Origin of the sequence: Edaphovirga cremea (assembly GCF_003332275.1) — a bacterium.
Classification (GTDB): Bacteria; Pseudomonadota; Gammaproteobacteria; order Enterobacterales; family Enterobacteriaceae; genus Edaphovirga; species Edaphovirga cremea.
Window position 1 is genome coordinate 1 of sequence record NZ_QOVA01000001.1, and the last position, 25,724, is coordinate 25,724.

Here is a 25,724-nt window from a genome sequence, read left to right on the forward strand (position 1 = left end):
AGGTTTCGGTTGATATAAATGTATTTTTCTACTTGAGCCTCGAAGCCTCAACCGACAAAGGGTCGCCAGTCGCCGCGACCCTTTGAACCCGGGCTTTTCCGCGGCATTTCTCGCCGGCTGCGCCGGTGCCTTCACTCATCACTCCGGCGGACGGGTCGGCTTTAGGTTCGGGTCATGCGTGAACTATTGTTTAAAAGCAGGCTTGGAGCAGGTTTCGGTTGATATAAATGTATTTTTCTACTTGAGCCTCGAAGCCTTAACCGACAAAGGGTCGCCAGTCGCCGCGACCCTTTGAACCCGGGCTTTTCCGCGGCATTTCTCGCCGGCTGCGCCGGTGCCTTCACTCATCACTCCGGCGGACGGGTCGGCTTTAGCCACCAGTCCCTGGCGGCGGACGCCTCTCACCGCCGTCCATGGCGGTTCGCCCCTGCCTGCGTTCTTCGCTCAGCGAGTCATGACGCTCTGGGAAGGTCAAAGGAAACAACAACAGATAAAAAAATGATAATGAATTGAGACAATCTTGATGTTTTCATTTTCTCTTTTGATTATTTCTTTTGTCTTTTGTCTTTTGTCTTTTGTCTTTTGTCTTTGTTTTTGACTTTCCCCTGAGCATCATGAATTGCTGAGGGCGGAATGTAGGCAGGGATGAGCCGCCATGGATGGCGGCGAAAGGCGTCCGGCTACAGGGACTGTAGCCTAAAGCCGACCCGTCCGCCGGAATGACAACCGAGGGGACCCGCAACGCGGGCAATTTATGCTGCAGAAAGCGCGGGTGCAGGGGGCGCGCTTCGCCCCCTGCTTAGATGCCGATCTTCACACTAAAAGAACAACATCATAGCGTAGGCATCTAACCAACAGAGCAATCTTTTGACGTTCACAGGCATTGAAATACAAAGTTTATTTTGAAGTTGACCTTCCCCCGAGCATCATGAATTGCTGAGGGCGGAATGCAGGCAGGGGTGAGCCGCCAGGACGGCGGCGAAAGGCGTCCGGCTACAGGGACTGTAGCCTAAAGCCGACCCGTCCGCCGGAATGACAACCGAAGGAACCCGCAACGCGGGCAATGAATGTTGCGTAAAGCGCGGGTGCAGGGGACACGCTTTTGTCCCCTGCTTAGATGCCGATCTTCACACTAACAGAACAAAATTATAGCTTAGGCATCTAACCAACAAAGCTATCTTTTGACCTCCACGAACATCAATCTGATATCAACAGAAACCCGCTCCGAGCCTGTTTTAAAAACGGATGCAAAGGGGGCGCCCCCCCTTTTAGTACCAACAGACACCATAACTAACACCATGGAAATTGACTCATCACATTGTTATAAAACAACATTCGTCCTACCACTTCACCTGAGACGATCATTGCCCCAGCCACTATCGCCAGCGTGGGTGACAGATGAACGCGGGTGCGGAGCAAAGTAAACATCGCCGCAGCAATCAAAATGCTGCCACAGATCTGCCACCAAAGCAGAACTCCCAACGTGCTTGCGCCGTCAATCTGATAACGTCCTGCCAGCGCGACAAGAACCATCACGATACCCGCCAGCATACCGCCACGAATCAGCCTCGAAACGTTGAGTCCACACGCGTTGAGCACGATCCCCAACGTAGTAAAACCTAACAACAACGGGGTGCCGAGGAAAGCCACTTGGGTGAAGGGGGTATGCCAGAGTGGGTGAAGCGCCATCTGCGCATAAATTTGCGCGGAAGACAGAATCGCGACGATACCCAATGCGGTGATGACTAATCCGAGAGCCGATTGCAGCGCTTTATTCTGCGGTCTGAACCAACATGCCAGCAGCCACAGCAACATACCACCGTTCAGCACAATGAATAACACTGCTTCACGACTGAGCCATGAATGACCCAGCCCCAATACGACGCGGTAAGCTTCAAAAGGGCTGCCCAGATGCGCCATCGAGAGTGACGATCCCAGTACTTCCACCAGCCACAGACCCAACGCAGTATATTTAATCTGTTGATGTGAAAGAGCCGGTTCTGCTTTCCGCCCAGCATTGAGCTGATAGAGAGTCAGAGCCAGCACGCCACCGATACCCCATTGGGTGAAAACGGTGAAAAAAACCAACGGCAATTCATATTCGCTCATAACCACTCCTTATTTATCAGCTGGAATAATGACCACGTTCGGTCCACTGATGTTATGGTCTGGCAGGTGATAACGCGCCTCCAGAGCGGTCCAATCGGTGGTGTGGATTTTCCTCAGTTCCTCAATATCGCCAAAGAGAAGCACACCGGCCGGACAAGACTCTACGCAGCGTGGTAATAGACCGTCGTCTAGTCGTTCTGCGCACATATTGCATTTGCTGGTTTTTCCCTCGGCGGGATCGAAAACTGGCGCGTTATACGGGCAGGCCATGATGCACATGCGGCAGCCAATACATTTATCGTGATCCTGCACGACAATACCGTCCGCCCGCTTGGTGTAAGTGTTGGCAGGGCAGACTTTCATGCATTGCGGATCGTCGCAGTGGTTGCATGACATCGCGATAAAGCCGCCGGTGTTGGGATTATCGGTATTGTATTCACGTACCCGCCGCCACAATACGCCCGGAGGCGTGTCATTTTCCGATTTACAGGCCATTGAGCAGGTCTTGCAGCCGTAACAGCGCTTGATATCGATTAGAAAACCATATTGCTTAACCATGGATTATCCCTCCGCCCTGACGTCAACCAAGGTACTGTTACAGCAATGGCCGGTACCCAGAAGTTCAACCTGGTCGTTGGTCACGTGACTGCTGCTGCCTCCTTGCTGCTCCCACCAACCGTTGTCCAGACACACCACACCCTGCTTGATCTGGGTAGTGACGACAGCCAGCGCCCGGTGTTCCCCGCGATCGTTATAAGCGACCGCCCAATCGCCGTGGCGAATGTTGCGTTGCCTTGCATCCTGCGGATGAATCATGACGTTCGGTTGATTGCGCTGTATTTCGAGGATCCACTCGTTCATCCCGTGGCTTGAGTGCACACTGCGCGCCAGTTTGCGCTGTACCGCCATCAGGGGGTATTTCTGCGCCAACTGCGGCGAACCCTTGACCGATTCAGTGACCTGCATATAGGTAACCACCGGGGAGAACTTCTGTTTCTGCCACTCTTCGATAAAAAAGTGCGCTTTCTTGGTCGTGGTGCGGAACTTGGCGTTCTCAAACGGTATCCAGTCTCCTTCAACGGGGCGAACCGGCCCTTTTTTCAGTTGTTCCAGCGTAATACCCGAGCCTTGCAGACAGGCGTTGATGTAGTGCTCGATGGGTTGGTTGAATACCTCGCCAAAGCCAAAGCGTTCTGCCAGCCGGGCGAATATCCAGTAGTCAGGTTTGGCTTCGCCCGGTGGTTCAACGGCTTTTTCCATCAACTGCACGTAGTGACTGCGTACCCCGGCCATCAGGCTTACGTCTTCAAATATCGTGGTAACTGGCAATACCAGATCCGCATACAGCGCCGTAGAGCTCATCAGGTTATCGGCGACCACAACAAACGGAACCTTTTTCAGGGCCTTGCGTACCTGATTGGTATTAGGCAATTGCGTCATTACCCCCATCGTCATAATCCACCAGAGTTTAATCGGATGAGGTTTGTCATTGACGATCCAGTCGCCCACTTTGGATACCGGAATGGGTGCAATTTTTTTCACATTGGCTGGCGGAGGAATTATCGGGCTGAATTTGGCCATCTGCCGCGCACCGCCAGCATCACACACGCCCGCACCGCGTTTGCCGATATTCCCGGTGAGCAACGCCAGATAGAACTGGCTCGCGGCAACGTAAGTGCCGAATTCGGTACGTTGCGCGCCGGACATGTTCTGGATAATCATGGCTGGTGCACTGCTGGCATAATCGCGCGCCAGGCGCAGAATCGTGTTGGCAGGAATATCGGTCTCCTGCGCGACGCGCTCCACCGGCCACGCTTTGGCCTGCTGGTAAACCTGTTCGAAAACCGTGCTGTAACCAGCCTCTGCGGGGAGCTGGTGCTGGAAAAGGGCGGGTACAATGGCGGGCGTGTCATGCCTGACTGTCTTCCCACTGAGCGTGTCATAAACCAGATAACTGTCTGCATCCTGTGGATCGGCACGCATCAGTTGATTGTCTGCCGACACCAGATAAACAGCCCCGGTGTACTGACGCAGAAAATCGGCATCAATACGCTGTTCTTCAATGATGATTTTCATCATCCCCAATGCCAGGGCGGTATCCGTACCCGGAACAATGGGGATCCACTCATCGGCTTTTGCGGCCGTTTCACTGAAACGCGGATCGATCACGACGATACGCGCGCCGTTTTCCTGAGCTTTGAGGTAGTTCTTAAAGTAGGCGTGCATTGTCACTGCGGGGTTGTTTCCCCAACAGAGAATGTAGCGGCTGTCGGCAATGGTATCGCGGGTATCGGCGTAGCGCAGGCCGACCATCGGCATCATGGCGGCAGTGACCGCCGAGCAGCACAACGAACCGGCCTGTTTGGTGGATCCGCCAAGATAGTCAAAAAAGGCTTTGCCCATGTCGTTCTTGATCGAATCCATATTCCCGGCGTGGGTAGAGATCAGCATTCCCTCATTGCCGTGTTCTTTGATCGTTGAACGTATGTTTTTCTCGATCAGATCGAGCGCTTCGTCCCAGGAGATTGGCTTGAATTTGCCTTCTCCTTTTTCACCGGTGCGCAGCAGTGGCGTAGTAACCCGCTGTTTGCTGTAAACCCACTTGGTGCGGCTGATCCCGCGCAGGCAGCACTTAACGTTGAAGTCTTTGCTGGCTTCAATTTTGATCAATTTGTCCTGGTAAACAAATGCGGTCAGATTGCAGTGCAGACATTCCATGGCACAGGTTGAACGGAAGGTTTTATAGTCTGAAAGCTGCAAGCGCACCCGGGGGAGGGGCGTGCTTTGACCGGGAGCCAGCGAGAAGGCGCAGGGAGAGATAAAGGCCATCCCGACGACACCCAGTCCTTTTAGCAGCGTCCGGCGGTTAAGCCGAAGGAGTGAGAGATTATCCATAATTTCCTCTTCTATTTTTATTCTACAACACGACATTACTTTTGTTCACCATTAGTAAACTTGGTTCACTTTTCAGATCTTGCAGAAAATCAAACTAACCCTATTTAGGTAGAAAAAAGAGTAAAAATGGGATCCAGGTAGAATAAATTCTGAACGTATTGAGTTAGCGGGATTGACAGCCTTTCGTGGGCGGATGTCTCTCGGGGCATTAAAATGTTAAAGTTACTCAAGTGGATGACCAATAATCGGGATGTTACTAATGGCAGAGGCGCAAGGGGTAAATTCGGTGGACATCGCCGTTTCGGTGCTGGAGTGTGTAACGGCGCTGGGGGGAACTGCGCGTGCGGCAGATATCGCGCGTATGAGCGGTCTGTCGAAAAGCCGTTTGCACAAATACCTGGTGTCGCTGTGTCGTTGCCAAATGCTCTATCAGGACAGCGAGACGAGCCGCTATTCGCTTGGCAGCAAGTTGCTGGCGCTGGCTGCGGTGGCGGAAAAGAAGAATACCCTGTTGACCATTATCAATAATGCGCTTTGCGAACTGCGTGACGAGCTTAACTACTCGACGGGTTTGGTGATCCGTCAGGGCGAATATCTGCTTCTCACCAACTATAACCGCAGCTATAAAAATATCGATATCGACTACCTGGGCAATTCACCCGTTCCCATGCTCTCAAGTGCCGCGGGCTGGGTTTTCATGGCGTTCGATTCTTCGCTGACGGTTCACCCCGACGCAGATCCGGCGATATTGGAAAAGGTACGGCGCCAGGGCTACGCGGTGCGTTATCAGGCGACCGAAGGAATTCCCGGTGCACGAGCAATCTCATGCCCCATTTTCAGTAAAAACGGGATGATGCTTGCTGCTGGCACAACAATGGGCTTCATTCCGGCAGAAGAAGAGGAAATTGAACGTTTGGCACGTTCTCTGATGGCGAAAGTGAAATCGATTCAGCTCTGACAAATAGAAGAAAATGTCCGCTTTACGTTTTCTGGTAGCGGACTACTTTTTTGAAACAATAGCGTAACGCATTTTCTGTGGCTTATTGGAGTAACAACGCCGGAAATTTACCTTTTCAGGTTAGGTAAATTGAAGGGTTTATTTCCGCCACTTCAGCGGAAAATCTCAATATATTATGTAACCACACTTAATCTGATTCTATTTGTAGGCCGAACAAAGGATATTCTGGATCAAAAATAATGACCAATAATAGACTGAAAATATTTCAGAACGAAATGTGAATGAAAAAGAGTCCTATTTAACCCCTGCTTTTCACCCGACTTCGCCTTTATTTCCCTAGTATAATGACAACTATTTTTCAGCTGAAATCATTCAGCTCTCAATAAATATGGATTTTTTTTGCAAAAAAGAGGCTGTTATCGATCTACCGTCACAATGCAAAAAGTTCGCATCACAACGTTAACAATTTGTGACTGCATTCATGTTTTTCGCCGACTTATCGTGATTATGATGTTGACGTTGTCATTTTGATGTCGATAAGTTTGAACTGGGCAGTAAAAAGAATTCCCCTTAATTTTTCTGGTGCGTTTTGGAGGTGGTGTTAGGGACGGTGTTGCTTTTTCATTAAAAAATGACAACGTCAACATATGCTCTGAACGCCAAATTGGAGATAAGAATGAACAGCTTGCCAACGAAAATGAAAGCCGTGGTTTGCCATGGTCCAGAAGATTACCGCTTCGAACACATTCCAACGCCGCGTCCAGGGCCAAGGGAAGTGGTCATCAAGGTCGATGGATGCGGGATTTGTGCGGGAGACTGTAAAGCCAAGGGCGGTGCACCTATGTTCTGGGGCGACGATCCGTGGGTGAAAACACCGGTGGTCCCAGGGCATGAATTCTATGGCCGCGTGGTTGAGTTGGGCGTTGGTGCAGCAGAAAAATTCAAAATCAAGGTGGGGGACCGGATTCTGGCGGAACAGATTGTTCCTTGCTGGGAGTGCCGTTACTGCAAATCCGGTAAGTATTGGATGTGCGAAGTCCATGATATTTATGGCTTCCAAAAAGATGTGGCAGAGGGCGGTATGGCGGAATACATGCGCTTCTCTGATCGGGCGATCATTCACAAGATTCCTGAGGGGTTGTCCCATAACGACGCGGCGCTGATTGAGCCCATGGCGTGCGCTATTCACACCGTGACGCGCGGTGACATTCAGCTCAACGATGTCGTGGTTTTGGCCGGTGCTGGCCCACTGGGGCTGTGCATGGTACAGGTCGCCAAACTGAAAACGCCGAAGAAACTGGTGGTTATCGACGCCATTGACGAACGTCTGGAACTGGCTAAATCCATGGGTGCCGATGTGGTGATTAATCCGTTGAAAGAAGATGCGGATGCCATCGTAAAAGCCATGACCGAGGGATACGGCTGCGACGTGTACATCGAAGCGACCGGCGCACCTATCGGCGTAACCCAGGGTTTGCAGATGATTAGAAAACTGGGGCGTTTTGTTGAATTCAGCGTCTTTGGCAAAGAGACGACGGTTGACTGGTCAATCATCGGTGACCGCAAAGAGCTGGATATCCGTGGAGCACACCTTGGCCCTTACAGCTATGACATTGCCATTGATCTGTTTGAGCGTGGTTTGGTGACAGCAGAAGGCATCATCACGCACAACTATGATATCGATGAATGGGACAAAGCCTTCGATATGGCGGCTTCCACCGATTCGATCAAGGTTGTCATCAATCCTTAAAGAATCCGGTTTTTGGTGGCTAAGTGTTTATTTTTAATCGTTGTTTGGTCGCTTAGTCACTCTTTTTATTAACCAGCAAGTTACATTTGTATGAAATATGCACTTAATCACAGTGTGGTTATTCCATATCGGATAAGCTAATGTTCACGTTGTCATTTCTGAATGGCAACGTGGTATGAAATATCACTATGCAACAATTGGCTGCGTCAGGCTTATTACTGATGGGGTCGGCTGTAACTGAAGCCGCAATAGGCAGATGTCAGTCTGTGATACCGGTTTCCATTTTTACCTAAAGCAATAACTAAAACACTCGGAAAAAGATAGAACACCTCATAGGAGATTTCTTATGTCATTCATTTTTAAAAAAGCACTGGCCGTATGTGGCGTCGCTGTTATCGCACTGGCGGCAAATATGGCAAATGCAAAACAAATAACGGTGGGAATGTCTTTCCAGGAAATGGACAACGCTTATTTTGTAACGATGAAAGAAGCATTGGATCAGGCTGGCAGCGATATTAATGCAAAAATCTATGTTGCCGATGCCCGTCATGATGTATCGAAACAAATTAGCGATATCGAAGATATGCTGCAGAAGAAAATTGATATTCTGCTGATTAACCCAGCCGATTCGGTAGGCGTTGAGTCTGCGGTATTGGCGGCAAATAAAGCGGGCGTCGTCGTCGTGGCGATTGATGCACAAGCGAAAGGGCCTCTGGACTCTTTTGTGGGTTCCAAAAACTATGATGCCGGTTTACAGGCCGGTAAATTCCTCGGTGAGTCGCTGAAAGGCAAGGGCAAAGTCGCGATTCTTGATGGGATCCCGGTTGTACCGATTCTGGAGCGCGTGCGTGGTTTCGAAGATGCCATGAAAGCTTTCCCGGACATCACCATCGTCACCAAACAAAACGGTAAACAGGAACGTGATACCGCACTGACAGTGACAGAAAACATGCTGCAGGCTAACCCGGATCTGGTGGGGATATTCAGCGTCAATGATGTCGGCGCGCTAGGTGCCCTGGCAGCCATTCAAGCCAACGGTGCGGATGTCAAACTGGTCAGCGTGGACGGTCACCCTGAAGCCATCAAAGAGATCCTGAAAGACAAATCTGCGTTCATTGCTACCTCTGCACAGTTCCCACGCGATCAGGTACGTATTGGTCTGGGTATTGCGCTGGCAAAATACTGGGGTGCCAACGTTCCTGCCGAAATTCCGGTTGACGTTAAATTGATCACCCAATCAAACGCGAAAGGCTTTAGCTGGTAAGTCGATTTATTGCAGGCTCCGCAGGCGATCCTCGTCTGTTGGAGCCTATGTTGACTGACGAGGAAGTTGTCATGACGCCACTATTACAGTTAAAGCAAATAAAAAAATCATTCCCCGGGGTAAAAGCACTGGACGGTATCAATCTCACGGTTGCAAGTGGTGAGATTCATGCGCTTTTAGGCGAAAACGGTGCAGGTAAATCGACGCTGATGAAAATTCTCTGCGGCATTTACCAACCCGACAGCGGTGAGATATGCATTGAGGGGAAAAGCCGGTCTTTTAGCAATTACCGCGAGGCCATTGATTCTGGCGTTGGCATTATATTCCAGGAATTTTCACTGATTCCTTACCTGAATGCGGTAGAGAACATATTCCTGAACCGGGAAATAAAGAACAGTTTTGGATTGCTGGATCGCAGCAAAATGCGCGCGAAAGCCGTCAACATATTCAAACGCCTGTCGGTGACGCTGGATATGGACGTGCCCGTCGAACAGTTAAGCGTGGCGCAGCAGCAATTCGTTGAAATCGCCAAGGCACTCTCACTGGACGCGAAAATACTGGTGCTGGACGAACCCACCGCCACGTTGACACCGGGCGAAGCGGAACATCTGTTTTGCGTCATGCGCGATCTGCGACTGCTGGGCGTCGGCATGGTGTTCATCTCCCACCATCTGGAAGAGATATTCCAGGTCTGCGACACCATTACCGTTCTGCGTGACGGGCAATATATTGGCACGGTACCTACCGCAGAGTCCGATATTAATCAGCTGGTTGAAATGATGGTGGGCCGCAAGGTCGAACAGGCATTTCCTATCAGGAGCCTCAAGCCCGATCGCAGCGTGAAAGTCCTCGAAGCGACAATCCAGCGGACGAAAACCAGCCCGAAAGACTGCTTTCATCTGCATAAAGGTGAAATTCTGGGCTTTGCCGGCCTGGTTGGATCGGGACGTACCGAAACGGTCTGCGCCCTGATTGGCGCCCAACGCTGTTTCCAGAAAACTATTAGTCTGCATGGCAAAACCACCCGGTTAAGCGATCCGGCGCATGCGCTGGAACAAGGCATTGGTCTATTGCCGGAAAGCCGCAAAACCGAAGGATTAGTGCTGCCTTTCTCTGTGAGCCAGAACATTACCCTCAACCGCCACGAAAAGATCGCCTCGATTTTAATTCATAGCAAAAAGGAGCGTTTGATCGTTAGGCAATTAATCAAAGCGGTGGGCGTGAAAACACCCAATGCCGAGACGGCAGTCAACACCCTCAGCGGTGGCAATCAGCAGAAAGTGGTGATTGCGCGTTGGCTGAACAATACGTGCAGCGTGTTGATCTTTGATGAGCCTACGCGCGGCATTGATGTGGGGGCAAAAGCTGAAATTTATCAATTAATGCATGAACTTACCGAGAAAGGAATCTCGATCATCATGATTTCTTCTGAGCTGCCAGAAATTATCGGCGTGTGCGACCGGGTTCTGGTTTTCCGCGACGGACATATTGTGGCGGAGTTGGACAATCAGGGAATCGACTCAAATACCATCATGTTACATGCAACGGGGAACACTTTATGAGTAGTCTGGACAACGCCTCCGGCCCGGTACCAAAACCATCAGGGCAACGCAGCTATCTGGATAAGTGTCTGCATCATCCCGCTTTCTTGCCCTTTATTGGTTTTATCGCGCTGTTTGTATTGATGATTTTCATGAACGACAGCTTCCTGACCTCCAACAATCTGACCAACGTGGCGCGGCAGGTCTCAATCAACGCCATTATCGCGGTGGGAATGACGTGCGCCATCCTGACAGGCGGGATCGATCTGTCGGTTGGCCCGGTGATGGCGCTGTCGGGCACCGTTGCGGCAGGTTTGATGATTGCCGGGATCCCCGTTCCGCTGGCACTGCTGGCGGGTGTGGCGATCGGTGGCGTATTTGGTGCCATCAATGGTGCATGTATCGCCTGGGCACGTATGCCCCCCATTATCGTTACCCTCGCTACCATGGGGATCGCCCGCGGCCTGGCGCTGATCTATACCGGCGGTTATCCGATTTCTGGCCTGCCTGAATGGTTCTCCTTCTTTGGTCGTGGCTCGATTGCCGGTATTCAGGTACCGATCCTGATTATGATTCTGGTTTACATCGTTGCCTGGGTGATTCTTAACCACATGTCTTTCGGGCGTCATGTCTACGCCATTGGCGGTAATGAAGAGGCCGCGCGCCTGAGTGGCATACGCGTTTCTCGTACCAAACTGCTGGTGTACGTCATCAGTGGCATTACCGCTGCGATCGCGGGCCTGGTTCTGACCTCCCGTTTGATGAGTGGACAACCCAACTCTGGCGTCGGATTCGAGCTGGACGCGATTGCGGCCGTGGTACTGGGCGGCGCGGCGATATCCGGCGGCAAGGGCGCGATTATCGGCACGCTGGTCGGTGCAATGATGCTTGGGGTACTGAACAACGGGCTGAACCTGATGGGGGTTTCACCTTATGTGCAAAACGTCATCAAAGGCGGGATCATTCTGGTCGCCATTTACATCAGTTCAGGTAAACGCAAATAACAGCCGACGGAGTAGGTAATGGCTTATTTTCTGGGTATTGATATTGGCGGTACGGTAACCAAAGCCGGGCTCTATTCTGCCGACGGGTGTGAAGTGGGAGTGGTAGAGCAAGATGGCGAAATGCTCTCTTCGCAACCCGGTTTTAGCGAACGTGATATGAACGCGCTGTGGTCCTCGGTGTGTCAGGTCGTAAAACAGGTGATTGCGTCCAGCGCCATTCAGCCAGCAGATATCCGTGGCGTGAGTTTTTCCTCACACGGCAAAGGTCTGTATGCCATCGATCAGCACGGAAAGCCGGTACGTAACGGGATCATCTCTTCTGATACCCGTGCGCTTTCGCTGGTACAGCAGTGGTGTGAGCAGGGGCTGGATCGTCACACGTATCAGCGTGGTTTGCAGCAACTCTGGACCGGCCATCCCGTTTCGTTGCTGCACTGGCTCAAACAGCATGAACCCGCGAACTACGATCGTATCGCCGCTGTGCTCATGGTGCATGACTATGTCCGCTTTTGCATGACCGGGGAAATCGCCGCAGAGATTACCAATATCTCCGGCAGCAATCTCTATAACCAGCATACCCGCAGTTACGATGCCTCGTTGATGGCGGACTTTGGTATCCCAGAAGCCGAAGGTAAAACCGCGCCAGTGATCGGATCCAGCGAGCAGGCCGGGGTGGTCACCGCAAGTGCCGCCGCCGCTTGTGGCCTTCTGGCAGGAACGCCAGTCTATGGCGGCTTGTTTGATGTGGTTGCCTCGGCGGTCTGTTCCGGGGTCAGTGACGAGAAAACCCTCAGTGCCGTGGCGGGCACCTGGTCAATCGCCACGTGCGTCACGGATCAAGTGATTGCAGCCGATCATCCTTACGTGTGGGGCAGTTATTGCATACCTGGAAAATATTTCGTTCACGAGGGCAGTCCAACGTCTGCCGCCAACCTGAACTGGTTTATGCGCCATTTCTGGGGCAACGATCGCAGCCTTTATACGCAATTTGATCAATGGGTTAAGCAGAACAATGGTAAGCCGAGCGATATCGTTTTCCTGCCCTATCTGTTTGGCTCGAACCTGAATCTCAACCTGAGCGGCAGTCTGGTCGGTATGCGCGGTCATCATGGGATGCCAGACGTGGTGAATGCCATCTACCAAGGCATCGTTTTCTCCCATCTGCTGCATCAGGATCGGATCCTCAAGCTGAATCCACACGTAGAACGCATTCGCATTACCGGTGGGCCGACGCATTCTGAACCCTGGATGCAGATGTTCGCTGACGGCGGAAATATTCCGCTGGAAGTGGTGGATATTCAACAATGTGGTTGCCGTGCCGCTGCGCTGTGTGCCGCTGTCGGCGCGGGTTACTACGCCGATTTCTCTGAGGCCATGGCCGCGACCCAACCGGCGGTACGGACGTTTATCCCGCAATCCACCTCCAATCAGAATCTGCGCCAACAGATGGCGCGCTATATCAATGTGGCTGAGGCATTAAGTGAGGTTGAGTATGCAAAGTAATGAATCCCAGCGCTATTCGTCGCCGATCTCGTTGGGGATTTATGAAAAAGCGCTGCCGGCAGGAATGGGCTGGTCTGAACGCCTGGATACTGCCCGCGAACTGGAGTTTGATTTTGTCGAGATCTCCATTGATGAGCAGCCTGAACGACAGGCGCGCCTTGACTGGAATCGGCAGCAACGCAGTGACTTTAACTGCGCCAAAATGAACAGTGGTATCAGGGTACCCAGCATGTGTTTATCGGCGCACCGCAGTGCACCTTTTGGCAGCCGCGACGCCGCAACCCGTGAACGTGCGCATGTCCTGATGGAAAAAGCGCTGGATTTTGCCGTCGATCTGGGGATTCGCAACATCCAGTTGGCCGGGTATGACGTTTACTATGAACCGGCAGATCGCGGCACGCGCCAGCGTTTTATCGACGGGCTGCAATGGTCGGTTGAACGGGCGGCACAGGCGCAGGTCATGCTGTCAGTAGAAATCATGGATACCACATTTATCAATAGCATCAGCAAGTGGCTGGAATATGATGAATTGATCCAGAGCCCCTGGTTCACCGTCTATCCCGATCTGGGGAATCTGTCCGCCTGGGGTAACAACATGGCGACGGAATTAACCAAAGGGATTGATAAGATCACCGCTATTCACCTGAAAGATACGGTACCTGTAACGCCGGATTCGCCTGGCAAGTTTCGTGATGTTCCCTTTGGCGACGGTTGCGTTGACTTTGTCCACGCTTTCGAAGTCCTCAGTGCACTGAACTACCGGGGACCTTATCTGCTGGAGATGTGGGCGCAAGGGCGCGACGACGATATCGACAGGGTGCGCAACGCCAAAGCCTGGATCGAGGATAAAATGCACGAAGGGGGGATTGGTCTGTGAGCGCAAAGATCAGTAAGCAACTGAAAGAACAGGTGCTGGAGGCCAATCTGAGCCTGCCGGGATATGGGCTGGTGACGTTTACCTGGGGGAATGTATCCGCGATTGATCGTGAACTCGGGCTGGTGGTAATCAAACCTTCAGGCGTCGACTATGCACATATGAAGCTCGACGATCTGGTGGTGGTGGATCTGGACGGAAATGTGCGTGAAGGGCAGTGCAAACCCTCGTCGGATACCGCCACTCATCTCTCGCTGTATCGCCATTTTCAGGAGTTGGGCGGGATCGTTCATACTCACAGCCGCCACGCCACTATTTGGGCGCAGGCGGGGCGGGATATTCCCGCACTTGGCACCACGCACGCGGACTATTTTTACGGAGCCATTCCCTGCACCCGGCCAATGAGCACGGAAGAGATCAACGGTGAATACGAGCATGAAACCGGGGAGTTGATTGTGCGGACATTCAATGAGCGCCACTTTCAGCCTGCGAGTGTTCCGGGGGTGCTGGTCTATTCCCATGGGCCATTCGCATGGGGAAAAGATGCCGATCAGGCGGTGCATAATGCCGTGGTATTGGAAGAAGTGGCAGCAATGGCATTGGCGACGTATCAACTGAATCCGCAGATTTCATCAATGCAACAGCCGTTGTTGGATAAGCATTTCTTACGTAAGCACGGCAAAAACGCCTATTACGGCCAGTAACCTTGACCATGAAGCAGATCGGGTACCCGACAGTACCTGCTCTGCTCCATGGGCTCTTATTCGTTTCCTTTAGTGTAGATAAGCTCCCCAGCAACATACTCGCGCCTTGGTTCTGCCTTGTTGTCTTTTGATTCAATTGCATGAAACAATATGTCGGCGGCTTTTTCACCCAGCAATACTGTGTCGTGATAGATCCCCGGTATTTGTTGGCCATAGGCGGCGGCATAAGGTGGATTATCGACAGAAAAGAATTTTATTTTCTCGTAAATATCCAATTGATGACAAATCGACATCGCGCCAAGAGTAATTATTCCGTTCAGCCCAACAATATATTGTGGCAGTACTTTCTGGTTTTTCAGTAATTCCCGCAGTTGCGTATCCTGTGAGTGAAAAGTATAATCACCGTACAGTGTCTGAATATTTTTATCATGACCGATCAACGCGCCCATAATTCCAGCAGTACGATCTTTGGTTATTTCAGAATCTTCAGGGCCACCGATAATCAGCAAACGCTCTTCGGATTGCTCAGCAAGAAAACGCCCGGCGCGGACGCCTATTTCGATATTATTCAGGAATACGCCACTGAGGTTTTTGCCATAGATATCTCTATCTATCAATACAATAGGTATTTTATACGCATCAGCCAGATCGAGGTAGTCAGGCTGGTAGCCTTTATCATCCCTTACCGCAGACAGAATGATGCCCCGCGCCTGATAACTGAATAGGGATTGTATCGCCTGATTTTCCACAGATTCATTGCTATCGGAATCAAACAGCATAATCTGGTAACCTTTATTACGTGCTATGCGTGATACGGTTTGAATAAGACTTGAATAGAAAGGATTGTAAATACTGCTGGTGACGACGCCAATAATTTGACTGCTATTTTTCTTTAACCCTTGTGCGAATGCGTTGGGAACATAATTCAGCTCCTTGGCGATAGCCAATATTTTATCGCGGGTTTCCGGCTTGACCAGATGCGGCTTATTAAAAGCACGTGAAACAGTAATATTCGTCACATTAGCGCGCTGTGCGATATCAATAATCGTCGAATTGCTATTTTCTTTGGCCACCTGTCGCCTCTGACGTCGAATAATGAAGCTGAGTATTACATTGTAATTAAGCGGGCTGAGCCTTGCTACACTTATATCGCTTACTTTCAAGCCGGTTAACGCACAATGACGCAAATCGACAGAAAATAGGCAGAGAAGTGTGAAACCCGCAGGCGGGTAGGTTACTTTAGGGTCGTTTTTGCTATTGTTTGTTTCAGGACGTTTGATGAGGGAAACTTTAGGACAAATATGTTTGAAACCAAAAATATATCGAGGTATTGCGTGTCACAGAACATCTATGATGATCAGACTTTTTTTGATGGCTATGCATAACTGAAGCGCCGTCGAATGAGAAAGCAAGAGCCGGAGTGTTTGCTTTTCCCATTGTCTCTATCCTGATGAGTATTGAGATACGCTATGCTCCAAGGTGAGGTTAATCATGAAAACAATTGAGACAAAAAACAGCAACCCGTCAACGGATGAAATGCGCTGGCAGGCGATAGTGACCCGCGACAAAAAGTCTGAAGGTCATTTTATCTATGCCGTTAAAACGACGGGGATCTATTGCTCACCGGCCTGCCCATCGCGGCAACCAAAGCGCGAAAATGTCCAGTTCTTCAATGATGCCGCTGAAGCCGAGGCTGCCGGTTTTCGCCCCTGCAAGCGTTGCAGGCAGGGACTGACGTCGTTGGCCGATCGGCATGCCGCACAGATAGCCAGCGTGTGTCGTTATATCGAGCAGGCCGAAGAAACGCCCACGCTGAATGAATTGGCGAAATATGCCGGTATGAGTACGTTCCATTTTCATCGCCTGTTCAAATCGATAACGGGGCTTACGCCGAAAGGCTACGCCGATGCACATCGCAGTCAGCGGGTGCGCGAACACCTGTCGCAGGATACATCAGTCACTGAGGCGATTTTCGATGCCGGCTATCACTCCAACGGGCGATTTTATGAGAAATCGAACGCGATGCTGGGCATGACGCCCACCGCATTTCGCACCGGGGGGCAAGGAATGAAAATCTACTTTGCCGTGGGATTATGTTCGCTGGGCGATATTTTGGTGGCTCAAAGCGAGCGTGGGATATGTGCCATTCTGCTGGGTGACGAACCGCAAAAATTGCTTCAGGATCTACAGGATAAATTCCCCAAAGCGGAACTGGTGGGCGGTGATAAAGCCTTTGAGCAGAGGATGGCGCAGGTTGTCGGCTTTATCGAAGCACCGGATACCGGTTTGGATTTACCTCTCGATATTCGCGGTACAGCATTTCAGCAGCGGGTCTGGCAGGCGCTGTGTGATATTCCGGTCGGCAGCACGGTCAGTTATGCCGTTATTGCACAAAAGATCGGCGCGCCGAAAGCGGTGAGAGCCGTGGCAGGTGCCTGTGCCGCCAACATGCTGGCCGTTGCTATTCCCTGCCATCGGGTGGTGCGCAATGACGGCGCGCTGTCAGGCTATCGCTGGGGTGTCGAGCGCAAACGCGCCCTGCTTGATAAGGAAGCCAAGGCATAAGGAGCGAGGGGTAACGTCTGGATGGTTTTGTCGCCCAAACGTGTTGATGTTGGGCGACATTTACCCATCAGGAAATCTGCAATACCGGACGAATGTCTTTATTTTCTTTCACCGCCCAGGCTTGCGCAATATCGGCAAGCGCAAACACTTGCGTCTCGACGGTAACCTTTCCTTCGGCAGCAAGATCGAGTATTTCGCCGACGATTTTTTTCATTGCGGGAATGGGGGGGAAATTCCCCGTACCGCTGCCGAGAATGTGCAAGTGGGAACTTCGCAGTACGGCAGCGGGCAGGCAAATGGTTGGTGATGCCATGGAACCGACATTGACCAACCGAATACCGTGATCAGAGCTACCGGCGTGGGAAGAGAGATCGTGATTGGTCAGCGTGCTTAACAATGCTTCTGTTGCTGGGCCCCAAATATAGTCAACAATCACATCATAACCTTCTGGCCCAGCCGCTTCGGCAAATGCAGCAACCAGCGCGTCACTCTCCAGCGTGAGATCGACAGTGGCATCTGCGCCGAGTGTATCCAGCACCGACTGCCGACGTCCGGCGGCAACAATACGTCCGGCACCGAGACTGCGCGCGGCGGTAATCGCCAGTTTTCCCGACGTTCCGGTAGCGCCGATAATCAATACCGTCTCGCCCGGTTGCAGTTTTGCCCGCCAGGCCAGAGGCAGCCACGCAGCCAGCGCCGGATTGATCAACGCGGCGGCTGTCGCATCGTCAACACCCTCAGGCACGGGAATGCTCCATGATGCGGGGGCCTTTTCCGCCATCGCCCCAAAAGGTTGGCGAAAGGATGAAAAATAGACCCGCGTGCCGTCCTGCAAACGACCGACACCATCGGTACCAGGCACAATGGGCAGCGTTTTCGGGCTGGAATAATGCACGCCCTTTACGATAGCTCGATCAAGTTGCTTGATACCGGCGGCGATAACATCGACGATCACTTCCCCTTCCAGCGCCGTGGGCTCTTCGAAATCACCCAGCGTTGGAACTTCACCAAGAACTTTTGCGATTGCTGCTTTCATAGACAGTCCTTATTTATGCCATCGTCCGCGTAGTGTGTGCCGAACGCATTCTCGAGCTGCTGAACTGAATGTTTACGTCTTTAACCAACGTTGCGTTGAGCACCTATCAGCGAATAGGGTGGGTGTCCTGCGCTGGGAGTTGGACGCCCTATGAATTTGGCTTCATGGGTTGTTGATTACACGATGTTGATTATTCAATAACAATACGTACTTTCATTCCTATGTTCGCTGCCATACTGACCAGCGAATCAAGGGTGAACTTCTCTGTTTTTTGATTCACAACATCTGAAACCCGCGGGCGTGAAACATGTAAAACCTGTGCGGCTTCTGACTGCCGGATACCTTCAGTTTTTATCCAGCAGGCGATTTTTTGCATAAGAGCCTTTTTCATCTTAACGGCTTGCTGAATTTCTTGATCCGATTCTGCAAGCAAGGCTGCGGCTTTCTCATCAGAAAATCCTAAGTCGGCAAAAATGTTCCCGTCCGCTGGAGTGACATGACGGGAAGCAACATCAATTTTGTCTGTCATTTTTTGGTTCTCCGTTCATTGAGCACTTCGCTGTATCGCGTCGTGATTGTTTTGACGTCTTTCTTGCTTGTTTGCTGCGACTTTTTTTGAAAGCTATGAAGCACGTAAATTTTATCTTCGAATTTAGCGACATACACTACGCGAAAGGTTCCTGCTTGTGCATCAATACGAATTTCAATCACTCCCATGCCCCAATCATTGATGAGCTTGAAATCTGATGCATCATGGCCGTATTGTATTTTCCGCAACTCTTTACCGGCTGATATTTGGGCATCTTCTGGAAATTTAATCAGGTCATTAAGTGAACTGCCGCGCCAGTCAATTTCCTTTGCCATCTACCCGTCTCCTTTTCAATGTATAAAATTTTATACATTTTAAGAAGGGAAAGCAATGCACTCAGTTAACTATTCGTTTGGTAACCCGAATCTCTGATCGTCGATCTTATGGGTAGGGTAAACGCGATTACCGACTACGCTTTGTCTATGTTTTATTTAATATTGCTCGCGTTATCCCGACGTCCACCCATCAACGGAGAACTACCATGACCACACTTCAAGGCAAAATCGCGTTTGTTCAAGGCGGATCTCGCGGCATTGGTGCCGCGATCGTTAAGCGTTTAGCCAAAGAGGGCGCTGCTGTCGCCTTTACCTATGTCTCATCTGCCGCCAAAGCCGAGGAGTTGCTCAACCAGATCCAGCAACAGGGGGGACGAGCGCTGGCGATTCAGGCCGACAGCGCCGATGCAGAGGCATTGCAAAGCGCGATTCAGCAGGCCGTCGCCACGTTTGGTGCGTTGGATATTCTGGTCAATAACGCGGGCGTGTTGGCGATGGCTCCGCTCGATCAACTGACGCTGGAAGATTTTGACCGCACGCTGGAGATCAACGTGCGCAGCGTTTTTGTTGCCAGTCAGGAAGCGGCCAAACACATGGGCGATGGCGGGCGGATTATCAATATCGGCAGCACCAATGCCGATCGCATGCCGTTTGCCGGAGGGGCCGCGTATGCCATGAGTAAATCTGCGCTGGTGGGATTGGTAAAAGGGTTGGCCCGCGATCTCGGTCCGCGTCAGATTACGGTCAATAATGTGCAACCCGGTCCGGTGGATACCGATATGAATCCGGCTGACGGTGATTTCGCAGAGGTGATGAAATCCATGATTGCCGTTGGCCGTTACGGCAAAGATGACGAGATCGCCGGTTTTGTTGCCTATCTGGCTGGCCCGGAAGCTGGTTATATCACGGGTGCGAGCCTGACTATTGACGGGGGTTTTGGTGCCTGACTTTTACCACGTTTAGCATCATGTGGGCGATCACACCGCTCCGCTGCTGTTCGTCCAGCAACGGGTGGGATATTGGCGTGATTGCCTCAGGTTGCAATGATTTTTTGCAACCGGAGTACGGCGTTTTCTTCCTCAACAGGAGAGAATCCCCTGCGCAGATAGAGTGCGCAGGCTGGGTTCTCTTTGAACACCGAGAGACGCAGCAGATGGCATCCGCGCTGTCGGGCCATGTTTTCCAAAACGTCCAGGGCTTGCGTGCCAATGCCCTGTTTGCGGAAGTCAGGATAGAGTTGCAGATCGCGAATAGTCAGTATGCCACTGTACGCCTGAAAACGGACGAAACCCGCCAGCGAACGTTGCCAATGGATGCGGTAGTTTTCCGTGTCTGGCCAGCTTTGCAGGAAGAGTTCCGGCTGCCATATCAGGCCACGCTGTGCGTAATAGTTGGCCATGTTTTCACGGGTGAGTGTTTCAGCCAATTCTTTATCGCTTTCGCTGACGCCGACCAGAGTAATTTCCATTGATTCCGTTCCTTTATCGTTTTCTGCTCTTCAAAATAGGCAAACAAACACGACCTCTCTTGATGATAGCGCAGGATATTTGTTGTCCGCTATCTCCTCCTTACGAAATTGACTCTATGCAAAGCGCCGCTTCCTGCTGTCCTGCCGAGGGTGGAAATAAAAAACGGCGCAATGGTCAATATCACCTAATATAGTTTAATAAACAGAGAGTTCACAACGAACCAAACAATAACCGCTTATCCGTTAAATGGAACCGAATGCCAATAGACACGTTGTTGAAGCCAGATCCCTACCGCTCAGGCTTGAGTTTTGTCAAAAGAGTCTACGCTCCCCGAGTGATTGGTCTTGGGGGCGGATTCTTCTGCGTCGCATCGGTTTTAATGACCCAGCCAGTGGTTTATTGGGTGTGGGGATTATTGTTTATCAACGGTTTTATCTGGCCGCACCTGGCGTATAGATGGGCGATCCGCTCGCCACAACCCTTTGGTGCCGAGATCCGTAACCTGATGGTTGATGCGTTGTTTGGTGGGGCATGGGTAGCGATGATGGGATTCAACGCGCTACCGAGCGCCATCATTATTTCGATGATGGGGATGAACAATATTGCTGCTGGGGGCAAGAATCTGTTCTTCAAAGCCTTGGGATTGCAGGTATTGGGGGGGCTTGTGGTGAGCCTGATCGCCCGGCAACCGCTGAATATTGCCACTACCCCAATGCAGGTTTACATCTGTCTGCCGATGCTGATGATCTACCCGATCTCGCTGGGGCTGGTGACATACCGAACCGCCCGGCATTTGGCAGAGCATAAGAAAAAACTGTTCTCAATCAGCGTGTTGGATGGGCTAGCCGGCATCAATAACCGGCGTTACTGGGAACATCTGCTGCACAACGAATATGACCGCTGTATCCGCTACCGGCATACGGCAACGTTGGTACTTATCGATATTGATCATTTCAAAAGTATTAATGATACCTACGGTCATAGCGTGGGTGACGAGGCCATATTGATGCTGACCGATGAGTTGCGTCTGAGCCTGCGAATGGTGGACGTTATTGGGCGCTACGGCGGCGATGAGTTTGGGGTTATTTTACCCGACACCCATATTGATCAGGCCTACCTTGTCGTGCAACGTTTGCGTGAGAAAATCAGTGCCCAGCGGCTTAAGAACGCACCGGATCTGGTTCTGCGCATCAGCGCGGGGATTGCTGAATATCAGCCCTCGATGGAAGGTTATCAAGAGTGGCTGAAGGCCGCAGATATTGCGCTCTACCGGGCGAAAAAAGCGGGGCGTAACCGAACCGAGCGCGCCTGACGATTATTCTTTTGCTGTTTATATCGATGATTATTTTTCTGTCACCTTAAAACGATAATATTCATTAGGTCATTGGCGATATGTTATTACGCCGATTGCCGTGAAGAAATAGGGTGGAGGGTAATATGAAATTTGAAATAATGTATTGTGACGGTTTGATGAAATTTTTATGTCAATATGGACAAGCCCGCCTCCATTGTCTACTTTGAAGATAACCCTATGATGGAGCGTAAAAAAATGAATGACTCAGTTAATCTGACAATTAAAATCCCTCTCGATTTAAAAGAAAAAATCAGGGCGGCTGCGTTGGAAAATGAAAATTCCCTGAGTGCTGAAGTGACCGCACGTTTAACTCAGACTTTTGCCTCCCCGTCAGCAAAACACCACCCGAAACGTCATGAACACGCCATCGATAATCAGGGTACTGAAGAGCAGGAAGAACAGGCATTAAGCCAGAAAGAGCTGAAAAGCTTGCGTCTGTTGCTCAAAAGCGTCGCCAAAAGTAAATCCAAAAAGAAATAACTGCACATAATGTCAGTGCCGCGTATTCGCTCACGGGCACTGACCCTCGTACTGACAGAATCATCCCGTCAAATGTGCCCTCTCCGACCAGCACAAATTCGCTTTATCTGTGCAAAACTCAATTTCCCTTAAGGGGAAAGATGACGTGCCATCCATAGAACCTTCAATAAAATTGCACTAAACTCATTATGTTAGTGAGTTTTTTTGGGATTGTTCTTAAATTTTCCCGCGGATCAATAAAACCATATTTATCACTTTGAGCGCGATCAACCTCATTATATGTTGGAGAGGTTTCCCTCAACTGGTATCAAAAAATGTTGAAATCTACACTGATCAAATTCAATCAAGCACTGGACAATAACGATCTCGGTAAACTGATTTTACGTATCACAGTCGGAGGTTTAATTCTTTTTCACGGCTGGCATAAATTAATCGGAGGCATTGGCGGAATTCAGGGCATGCTGGCGGAGCATGGGGTGCCAGCCTTTTTCGGCTACGGCGTGTTAATTGGTGAGGTTGTTGCACCTGTGCTGATTGTTCTTGGCATATTGACGCGTCCCGCCGCATTGGTTTTGGCCGCAACGATGTTTGTTGCCTGGCTGATGGCCGGTCTGGGGAAAACGTTTCTGCTAACGTCGGTTGGCGCTTGGGCCATTGAAGATTTGGCGTTCTTTTTCCTGGCGGCAGTCGCAGTTGCGCTGTTGGGAAGTGGGCGTTTTTCTGTTTGTACCAATCCTCTCTGGCGGTAAACCTTGTCGCCCCAACGCGACATTCGCTGCGTCGGGGCATTTATCAGGATTTGCGCAGCGGTAAGCCGCCGTCGCTTTTCCCCATTCCATCACGACAATAATTTGCTCATGATCCACATGCCTTCGTTTTGGCTGGGGCTGACAAAAACCGTTTCACCGACGATCTCCATTCCGCAGCGGGAATAAAAATTCTGCGCCCGGGGATTAATCTTCAGCACTTCCAGCCATAAACAGGGTTGCTGGTGCTCACGACTGTAATTTTCTATTGCGCAGAGCAGTGTTTTGCCATGCCCACTGCCGACAGCGTCAGGCAGAAAATAGAGTTTGTGGAGCAGTGCTCCGCTCAAGGTACTTTCGGGTATCGCGACGTCCCAACTGACCTTGGCATAGCCGAGCTCCTTGTCATCTTTACAAGCCAGCAGCCACAAATGTTCTCGGCTTTGCAGGCTTTTCTCCAGCGTTGGCAAGGTAAATTCCTTCTCCAGAAATTCTTCCATGTCTGTTTTATCGCGCCATAGATGACCAAAGTGTGCGTAGTAACTCTCTTTGGCTAACTTTCTCAGGACGTGAAGGTCATTGCCATTTGCTTGCCGAATGTTCAACATAGAATCCTTTCAGGGTTTTACTGTTTATCGGTATGGTCAGGAGATAATAATGTCATACGCATTACTGGTTATTGATGTGCAGCAAGGACTTTTTCAAACGAATCCACCGCCCGATAGCGTCGAACGTACGGTATCACGCATTAATTCCCTTTCATCACGCGCGCGTCAGAGCGGGGTGCCGGTGATTTTTATTCATCACGAAGCTGCTGGCAGCGTATTGGAATATGAATCTCCTGGCTGGGAATTGGCCGAAGGGCTGCATGCAGAACCGGGCGATCTGCGCGTGCGCAAAACCACACCTGATTCCTTCCTCTACACCGATCTCAGTAGCCACTTATCTGCATTGCAGGTGACCACAGTGGTGGTTTGTGGCTATGCCAGCGAGTTTTGTGTAGATACCACGGTTCGTCGTGCGGCAGCCGCTGGTTACGATGTGATTTTGGCCGCAGATGCGCACACTACCCATGATAAAGCCCATGCCGCTGCCGGAAAAATTCGTGAGCATCACAATGTAACGCTCGCGGCCATCAGGAGTTTCGGCAGTAAAATCAGCGCATTGCCCGCAGATAGCGTGGCGTTTTCAGCCGTTTGATTTATCCCGTTGGATGATGCGAGCCGCGGGTAGTCACCCGATATATCCCAATACACGGAACCACAGATAACTGAGTGGAACCAGCAGCACCCAGGTTGCAATGGCCGTGACCAGGCACAATTTCAGGCCATCCCGGGCCGGGACTTTGCCCATTCCCATTGCGACCACAATCGGCGATGCCTGATAGGGCAGTAGCGGTGTCGCATAACCAATAACCTGCGTCATCAATACGGTCACAAGCGGCAAGCCGCTGCCATCGGCCAGCACTTTTGCCAGCGGTGTGAATAGCGCGGGTACACCGTTTGCTGTGACCACAAAATTCAGCGCGGTAGTGATGCCGATCATTGAGGTGAAGGCGGCAAACGTTCCTTTATCCTCCGGCAATATTTTCAGCAATTGATGACCAATCGCGCTGCCAATTCCGCTATGGGTTACCAGCGCGGTCAACCCCAGAATACCGGCAACGTAGATACAGGTACGAATATTTACCCCGGCGGCAAATTCATCACCACTCAGGAATCCCCAACGCGGCAGCAAACAGAAACAGGCCGATGCCAACCCGATCCAGGCCGGCGGAATGCCGTGCAGCGTATCGCTCATCCATAACAACACCGTAATGATCAGCAGCGCTGAAAGTCGGTACTCTTTGGCCTGCATCGGTGGCAACGAGGTTTTGACGCCCGTCATCACCGGTTTGGCAGGGAACAGCCAGCACAGGCAGGCAATCAGGATAATCCCTTTCAGCACACCCTGAACGGGGGCATGCAGGAGCAGGTAGGGGAGGTAGGCGAAATGGATATCGAATGCGCTCTCCGCTGCGCCAGCCATGATCAGGTTGGGGACGTTGGCCGGTAAAATGGTCGCGGAGAGCTGAAAGGTACCAAATCCCACCGCCAGCGCCAGACCAATCCGCCCGCGTGAACCCTCACGTAACTGAATGCGATCGGCCATAGCCATGACAATCGGCATAAGCAACGTGATACGGCCCATATTCGACGGCATGATAAAAGCCAGTGCATAGGCCATCAGCACAACGCCACCGATCATTCTCGGCCACGACGTCGCCATATGCGGCAAAACGGCGCTGGCAATTCGATCGGCCAGACCCGAGTTACGGATCGCACACCCCAGAACAAAACCACTCAGTACCAGCCAGAACGCTGAGGAGGAAAAACCGGAAAAAATCACGTCGGCGGGCGCTAAATGCAAAACCATCGCCGCAGCGAAAAACAGCAGGGCGACAAAATACTCGGGCAATTTGGCGGTAGCCCAGAGGGCGATAATGATGAATGTCAGCAACGCTGGCAGAATAAATGAGGTATCCATCGAAACCTGAAGCTCCCTTTTAAATGTTATTATTTTGTTAGCTAATGACGGCAATAGAATATATCACAGGGCAAACAGTGTG

24 protein-coding genes are annotated in these 25,724 nt (G+C 51.1%); 14 read left to right on the forward strand and 10 right to left on the reverse strand.

What is annotated here, in order from left to right; translation table 11 throughout:
- Positions 1 to 1,290: 1,290 nt before the first annotated feature.
- Genes DRI82_RS00005 through DRI82_RS00015 form a run of 3 tightly spaced genes read right to left on the reverse strand, consistent with a single transcriptional unit; the run spans position 1,291 to position 5,004 of the window.
- The gene (locus DRI82_RS00005) at positions 1,291 to 2,109 is read right to left on the reverse strand and encodes a dimethyl sulfoxide reductase anchor subunit family protein (RefSeq protein ID WP_114191471.1); all 819 of its coding nucleotides are present in this window, start codon (positions 2,107 to 2,109) and stop codon (positions 1,291 to 1,293) included.
- A 9-nt stretch (positions 2,110 to 2,118) separates the two neighbouring features.
- Positions 2,119 to 2,667, reverse strand: a complete 549-nt coding sequence (locus DRI82_RS00010) for a 4Fe-4S dicluster domain-containing protein (RefSeq protein ID WP_211317620.1) — start codon at positions 2,665 to 2,667, stop codon at positions 2,119 to 2,121.
- Positions 2,668 to 2,670: 3 nt separating this feature from the next.
- Positions 2,671 to 5,004 carry a molybdopterin-containing oxidoreductase family protein gene (locus DRI82_RS00015; protein WP_114191472.1) on the reverse strand — a complete coding sequence of 778 codons (2,334 nt, stop codon included), beginning with the start codon at positions 5,002 to 5,004 and terminating at the stop codon, positions 2,671 to 2,673.
- 259 nt (positions 5,005 to 5,263) lie between these two features.
- Between DRI82_RS00015 and DRI82_RS00020 the strand changes: the two genes are divergently transcribed.
- From DRI82_RS00020 to araD, 8 genes are all read left to right on the forward strand, one after another.
- Positions 5,264 to 5,962 carry an IclR family transcriptional regulator gene (locus DRI82_RS00020; protein ID WP_114191473.1) on the forward strand — a complete coding sequence of 233 codons (699 nt, stop codon included), beginning with the start codon at positions 5,264 to 5,266 and terminating at the stop codon, positions 5,960 to 5,962.
- Between the two features lie 676 nt (positions 5,963 to 6,638).
- On the forward strand, positions 6,639 to 7,712 hold the full coding sequence (locus DRI82_RS00025; RefSeq protein WP_114191474.1) for a zinc-binding dehydrogenase: 1,074 nt from the start codon (positions 6,639 to 6,641) through the stop codon (positions 7,710 to 7,712).
- A gap of 346 nt (positions 7,713 to 8,058) precedes the next feature.
- Positions 8,059 to 8,976 (forward strand): substrate-binding domain-containing protein, encoded by a 918-nt coding sequence (locus DRI82_RS00030; RefSeq protein WP_114191475.1) that lies wholly within the window; start codon positions 8,059 to 8,061, stop codon positions 8,974 to 8,976.
- A gap of 71 nt (positions 8,977 to 9,047) precedes the next feature.
- Complete coding sequence (locus DRI82_RS00035) at positions 9,048 to 10,538, forward strand: sugar ABC transporter ATP-binding protein (protein WP_114191476.1); 1,491 nt, start codon at positions 9,048 to 9,050, stop codon at positions 10,536 to 10,538.
- Positions 10,535 to 11,521, forward strand: a complete 987-nt coding sequence (locus tag DRI82_RS00040; protein ID WP_114191477.1) for an ABC transporter permease — start codon at positions 10,535 to 10,537, stop codon at positions 11,519 to 11,521. The genes DRI82_RS00035 and DRI82_RS00040 overlap by 4 nt, the downstream gene beginning before the upstream one ends.
- 18 nt (positions 11,522 to 11,539) lie before the next feature.
- On the forward strand, positions 11,540 to 13,024 hold the full coding sequence (locus tag DRI82_RS00045) for an FGGY-family carbohydrate kinase (protein WP_114191478.1): 1,485 nt from the start codon (positions 11,540 to 11,542) through the stop codon (positions 13,022 to 13,024).
- Positions 13,014 to 13,901 carry an L-ribulose-5-phosphate 3-epimerase gene (locus DRI82_RS00050; RefSeq protein WP_114191479.1) on the forward strand — a complete coding sequence of 296 codons (888 nt, stop codon included), beginning with the start codon at positions 13,014 to 13,016 and terminating at the stop codon, positions 13,899 to 13,901. The genes DRI82_RS00045 and DRI82_RS00050 overlap by 11 nt, the downstream gene beginning before the upstream one ends.
- 8 nt (positions 13,902 to 13,909) lie before the next feature.
- Positions 13,910 to 14,602, forward strand: a complete 693-nt coding sequence (gene araD, locus DRI82_RS00055; RefSeq protein ID WP_114191984.1) for an L-ribulose-5-phosphate 4-epimerase — start codon at positions 13,910 to 13,912, stop codon at positions 14,600 to 14,602.
- 56 nt (positions 14,603 to 14,658) lie between these two features.
- Here araD and DRI82_RS00060 read toward each other — a convergent pair whose 3' ends face one another.
- Positions 14,659 to 15,675, reverse strand: coding sequence for a substrate-binding domain-containing protein (locus DRI82_RS00060; RefSeq protein WP_114191480.1), 1,017 nt, complete (start codon positions 15,673 to 15,675; stop codon positions 14,659 to 14,661).
- A gap of 418 nt (positions 15,676 to 16,093) precedes the next feature.
- Here DRI82_RS00060 and ada point away from each other — a divergent pair, with 418 nt between their 5' ends.
- On the forward strand, positions 16,094 to 17,167 hold the full coding sequence (ada, locus tag DRI82_RS00065; protein ID WP_114191481.1) for a bifunctional DNA-binding transcriptional regulator/O6-methylguanine-DNA methyltransferase Ada: 1,074 nt from the start codon (positions 16,094 to 16,096) through the stop codon (positions 17,165 to 17,167).
- A 67-nt stretch (positions 17,168 to 17,234) separates the two neighbouring features.
- Here the strand turns inward: ada and DRI82_RS00070 are convergent, their stop codons facing one another.
- The 3 genes from DRI82_RS00070 to DRI82_RS00080 all read right to left on the reverse strand — a co-directional run bounded on the left by DRI82_RS00070 (position 17,235) and on the right by DRI82_RS00080 (position 19,067).
- Positions 17,235 to 18,203 carry a quinone oxidoreductase family protein gene (locus tag DRI82_RS00070; RefSeq protein WP_114191482.1) on the reverse strand — a complete coding sequence of 323 codons (969 nt, stop codon included), beginning with the start codon at positions 18,201 to 18,203 and terminating at the stop codon, positions 17,235 to 17,237.
- 190 nt (positions 18,204 to 18,393) lie between these two features.
- Positions 18,394 to 18,732, reverse strand: coding sequence for a helix-turn-helix domain-containing protein (locus tag DRI82_RS00075; RefSeq protein ID WP_114191483.1), 339 nt, complete (start codon positions 18,730 to 18,732; stop codon positions 18,394 to 18,396).
- On the reverse strand, positions 18,729 to 19,067 hold the full coding sequence (locus DRI82_RS00080; RefSeq protein WP_114191484.1) for a type II toxin-antitoxin system RelE/ParE family toxin: 339 nt from the start codon (positions 19,065 to 19,067) through the stop codon (positions 18,729 to 18,731). The genes DRI82_RS00075 and DRI82_RS00080 overlap by 4 nt, the downstream gene beginning before the upstream one ends.
- Positions 19,068 to 19,273: 206 nt before the next feature.
- Here DRI82_RS00080 and DRI82_RS00085 point away from each other — a divergent pair, with 206 nt between their 5' ends.
- Entirely contained in the window at positions 19,274 to 20,014 is a 741-nt protein-coding gene (locus tag DRI82_RS00085; RefSeq protein WP_114191485.1) for a 3-oxoacyl-ACP reductase family protein, read from the forward strand.
- Positions 20,015 to 20,100: 86 nt separating this feature from the next.
- Here DRI82_RS00085 and DRI82_RS00090 read toward each other — a convergent pair whose 3' ends face one another.
- The gene (locus tag DRI82_RS00090) at positions 20,101 to 20,535 is read right to left on the reverse strand and encodes a GNAT family N-acetyltransferase (protein ID WP_114191486.1); all 435 of its coding nucleotides are present in this window, start codon (positions 20,533 to 20,535) and stop codon (positions 20,101 to 20,103) included.
- A 257-nt stretch (positions 20,536 to 20,792) separates the two neighbouring features.
- Between DRI82_RS00090 and adrA the strand changes: the two genes are divergently transcribed.
- From adrA to DRI82_RS00105, 3 genes are all read left to right on the forward strand, one after another.
- Positions 20,793 to 21,848, forward strand: coding sequence for a diguanylate cyclase AdrA (adrA, locus tag DRI82_RS00095; protein WP_114191487.1), 1,056 nt, complete (start codon positions 20,793 to 20,795; stop codon positions 21,846 to 21,848).
- 237 nt (positions 21,849 to 22,085) lie between these two features.
- A complete protein-coding gene (locus tag DRI82_RS00100) occupies positions 22,086 to 22,370 on the forward strand; it encodes an Arc family DNA-binding protein (RefSeq protein WP_114191985.1) in 285 nt (94 codons plus the stop codon).
- A gap of 314 nt (positions 22,371 to 22,684) precedes the next feature.
- Positions 22,685 to 23,119, forward strand: a complete 435-nt coding sequence (locus DRI82_RS00105; RefSeq protein WP_114191488.1) for a DoxX family protein — start codon at positions 22,685 to 22,687, stop codon at positions 23,117 to 23,119.
- An 89-nt stretch (positions 23,120 to 23,208) separates the two neighbouring features.
- On the opposite strand, the gene DRI82_RS00110 is transcribed toward DRI82_RS00105, so the two are convergent.
- On the reverse strand, positions 23,209 to 23,724 hold the full coding sequence (locus tag DRI82_RS00110) for a GNAT family N-acetyltransferase (RefSeq protein WP_114191489.1): 516 nt from the start codon (positions 23,722 to 23,724) through the stop codon (positions 23,209 to 23,211).
- A 49-nt stretch (positions 23,725 to 23,773) separates the two neighbouring features.
- Here DRI82_RS00110 and DRI82_RS00115 point away from each other — a divergent pair, with 49 nt between their 5' ends.
- Positions 23,774 to 24,316: a cysteine hydrolase family protein gene (locus DRI82_RS00115; protein WP_114191490.1), complete on the forward strand. Its 543-nt coding sequence runs from the start codon at positions 23,774 to 23,776 to the stop codon at positions 24,314 to 24,316.
- 33 nt (positions 24,317 to 24,349) lie between these two features.
- Here DRI82_RS00115 and DRI82_RS00120 read toward each other — a convergent pair whose 3' ends face one another.
- Complete coding sequence (locus DRI82_RS00120) at positions 24,350 to 25,642, reverse strand: SLC13 family permease (RefSeq protein ID WP_114191491.1); 1,293 nt, start codon at positions 25,640 to 25,642, stop codon at positions 24,350 to 24,352.
- Positions 25,643 to 25,724 lie beyond the last annotated feature (82 nt).

Bases quoted from the DNA above. Each gene is read 5' to 3' on its own strand.
- DRI82_RS00020 (WP_114191473.1), top strand. From the start codon at position 5,264: ATGGCAGAGGCGCAAGGGGTAAATTCGGTGGACATCGCCGTTTCGGTG.
- DRI82_RS00070 (WP_114191482.1), bottom strand. From the start codon at position 18,203: ATGAAAGCAGCAATCGCAAAAGTTCTTGGTGAAGTTCCAACGCTGGGT.
- DRI82_RS00005 (WP_114191471.1), bottom strand. From the start codon at position 2,109: ATGAGCGAATATGAATTGCCGTTGGTTTTTTTCACCGTTTTCACCCAA.
- DRI82_RS00025 (WP_114191474.1), top strand. From the start codon at position 6,639: ATGAACAGCTTGCCAACGAAAATGAAAGCCGTGGTTTGCCATGGTCCA.
- DRI82_RS00105 (WP_114191488.1), top strand. From the start codon at position 22,685: ATGTTGAAATCTACACTGATCAAATTCAATCAAGCACTGGACAATAAC.
- DRI82_RS00080 (WP_114191484.1), bottom strand. From the start codon at position 19,067: ATGGCAAAGGAAATTGACTGGCGCGGCAGTTCACTTAATGACCTGATT.
- DRI82_RS00110 (WP_114191489.1), bottom strand. From the start codon at position 23,724: ATGTTGAACATTCGGCAAGCAAATGGCAATGACCTTCACGTCCTGAGA.
- ada (WP_114191481.1), top strand. From the start codon at position 16,094: ATGAAAACAATTGAGACAAAAAACAGCAACCCGTCAACGGATGAAATG.
- DRI82_RS00090 (WP_114191486.1), bottom strand. From the start codon at position 20,535: ATGGAAATTACTCTGGTCGGCGTCAGCGAAAGCGATAAAGAATTGGCT.
- DRI82_RS00015 (WP_114191472.1), bottom strand. From the start codon at position 5,004: ATGGATAATCTCTCACTCCTTCGGCTTAACCGCCGGACGCTGCTAAAA.
- DRI82_RS00040 (WP_114191477.1), top strand. From the start codon at position 10,535: ATGAGTAGTCTGGACAACGCCTCCGGCCCGGTACCAAAACCATCAGGG.
- DRI82_RS00030 (WP_114191475.1), top strand. From the start codon at position 8,059: ATGTCATTCATTTTTAAAAAAGCACTGGCCGTATGTGGCGTCGCTGTT.
- DRI82_RS00075 (WP_114191483.1), bottom strand. From the start codon at position 18,732: ATGACAGACAAAATTGATGTTGCTTCCCGTCATGTCACTCCAGCGGAC.
- DRI82_RS00100 (WP_114191985.1), top strand. From the start codon at position 22,086: ATGAATGACTCAGTTAATCTGACAATTAAAATCCCTCTCGATTTAAAA.
- DRI82_RS00120 (WP_114191491.1), bottom strand. From the start codon at position 25,642: ATGGATACCTCATTTATTCTGCCAGCGTTGCTGACATTCATCATTATC.
- DRI82_RS00010 (WP_211317620.1), bottom strand. From the start codon at position 2,667: ATGGTTAAGCAATATGGTTTTCTAATCGATATCAAGCGCTGTTACGGC.
- DRI82_RS00115 (WP_114191490.1), top strand. From the start codon at position 23,774: ATGTCATACGCATTACTGGTTATTGATGTGCAGCAAGGACTTTTTCAA.
- DRI82_RS00035 (WP_114191476.1), top strand. From the start codon at position 9,048: ATGACGCCACTATTACAGTTAAAGCAAATAAAAAAATCATTCCCCGGG.
- DRI82_RS00045 (WP_114191478.1), top strand. From the start codon at position 11,540: ATGGCTTATTTTCTGGGTATTGATATTGGCGGTACGGTAACCAAAGCC.
- DRI82_RS00085 (WP_114191485.1), top strand. From the start codon at position 19,274: ATGACCACACTTCAAGGCAAAATCGCGTTTGTTCAAGGCGGATCTCGC.
- DRI82_RS00050 (WP_114191479.1), top strand. From the start codon at position 13,014: ATGCAAAGTAATGAATCCCAGCGCTATTCGTCGCCGATCTCGTTGGGG.
- adrA (WP_114191487.1), top strand. From the start codon at position 20,793: ATGCCAATAGACACGTTGTTGAAGCCAGATCCCTACCGCTCAGGCTTG.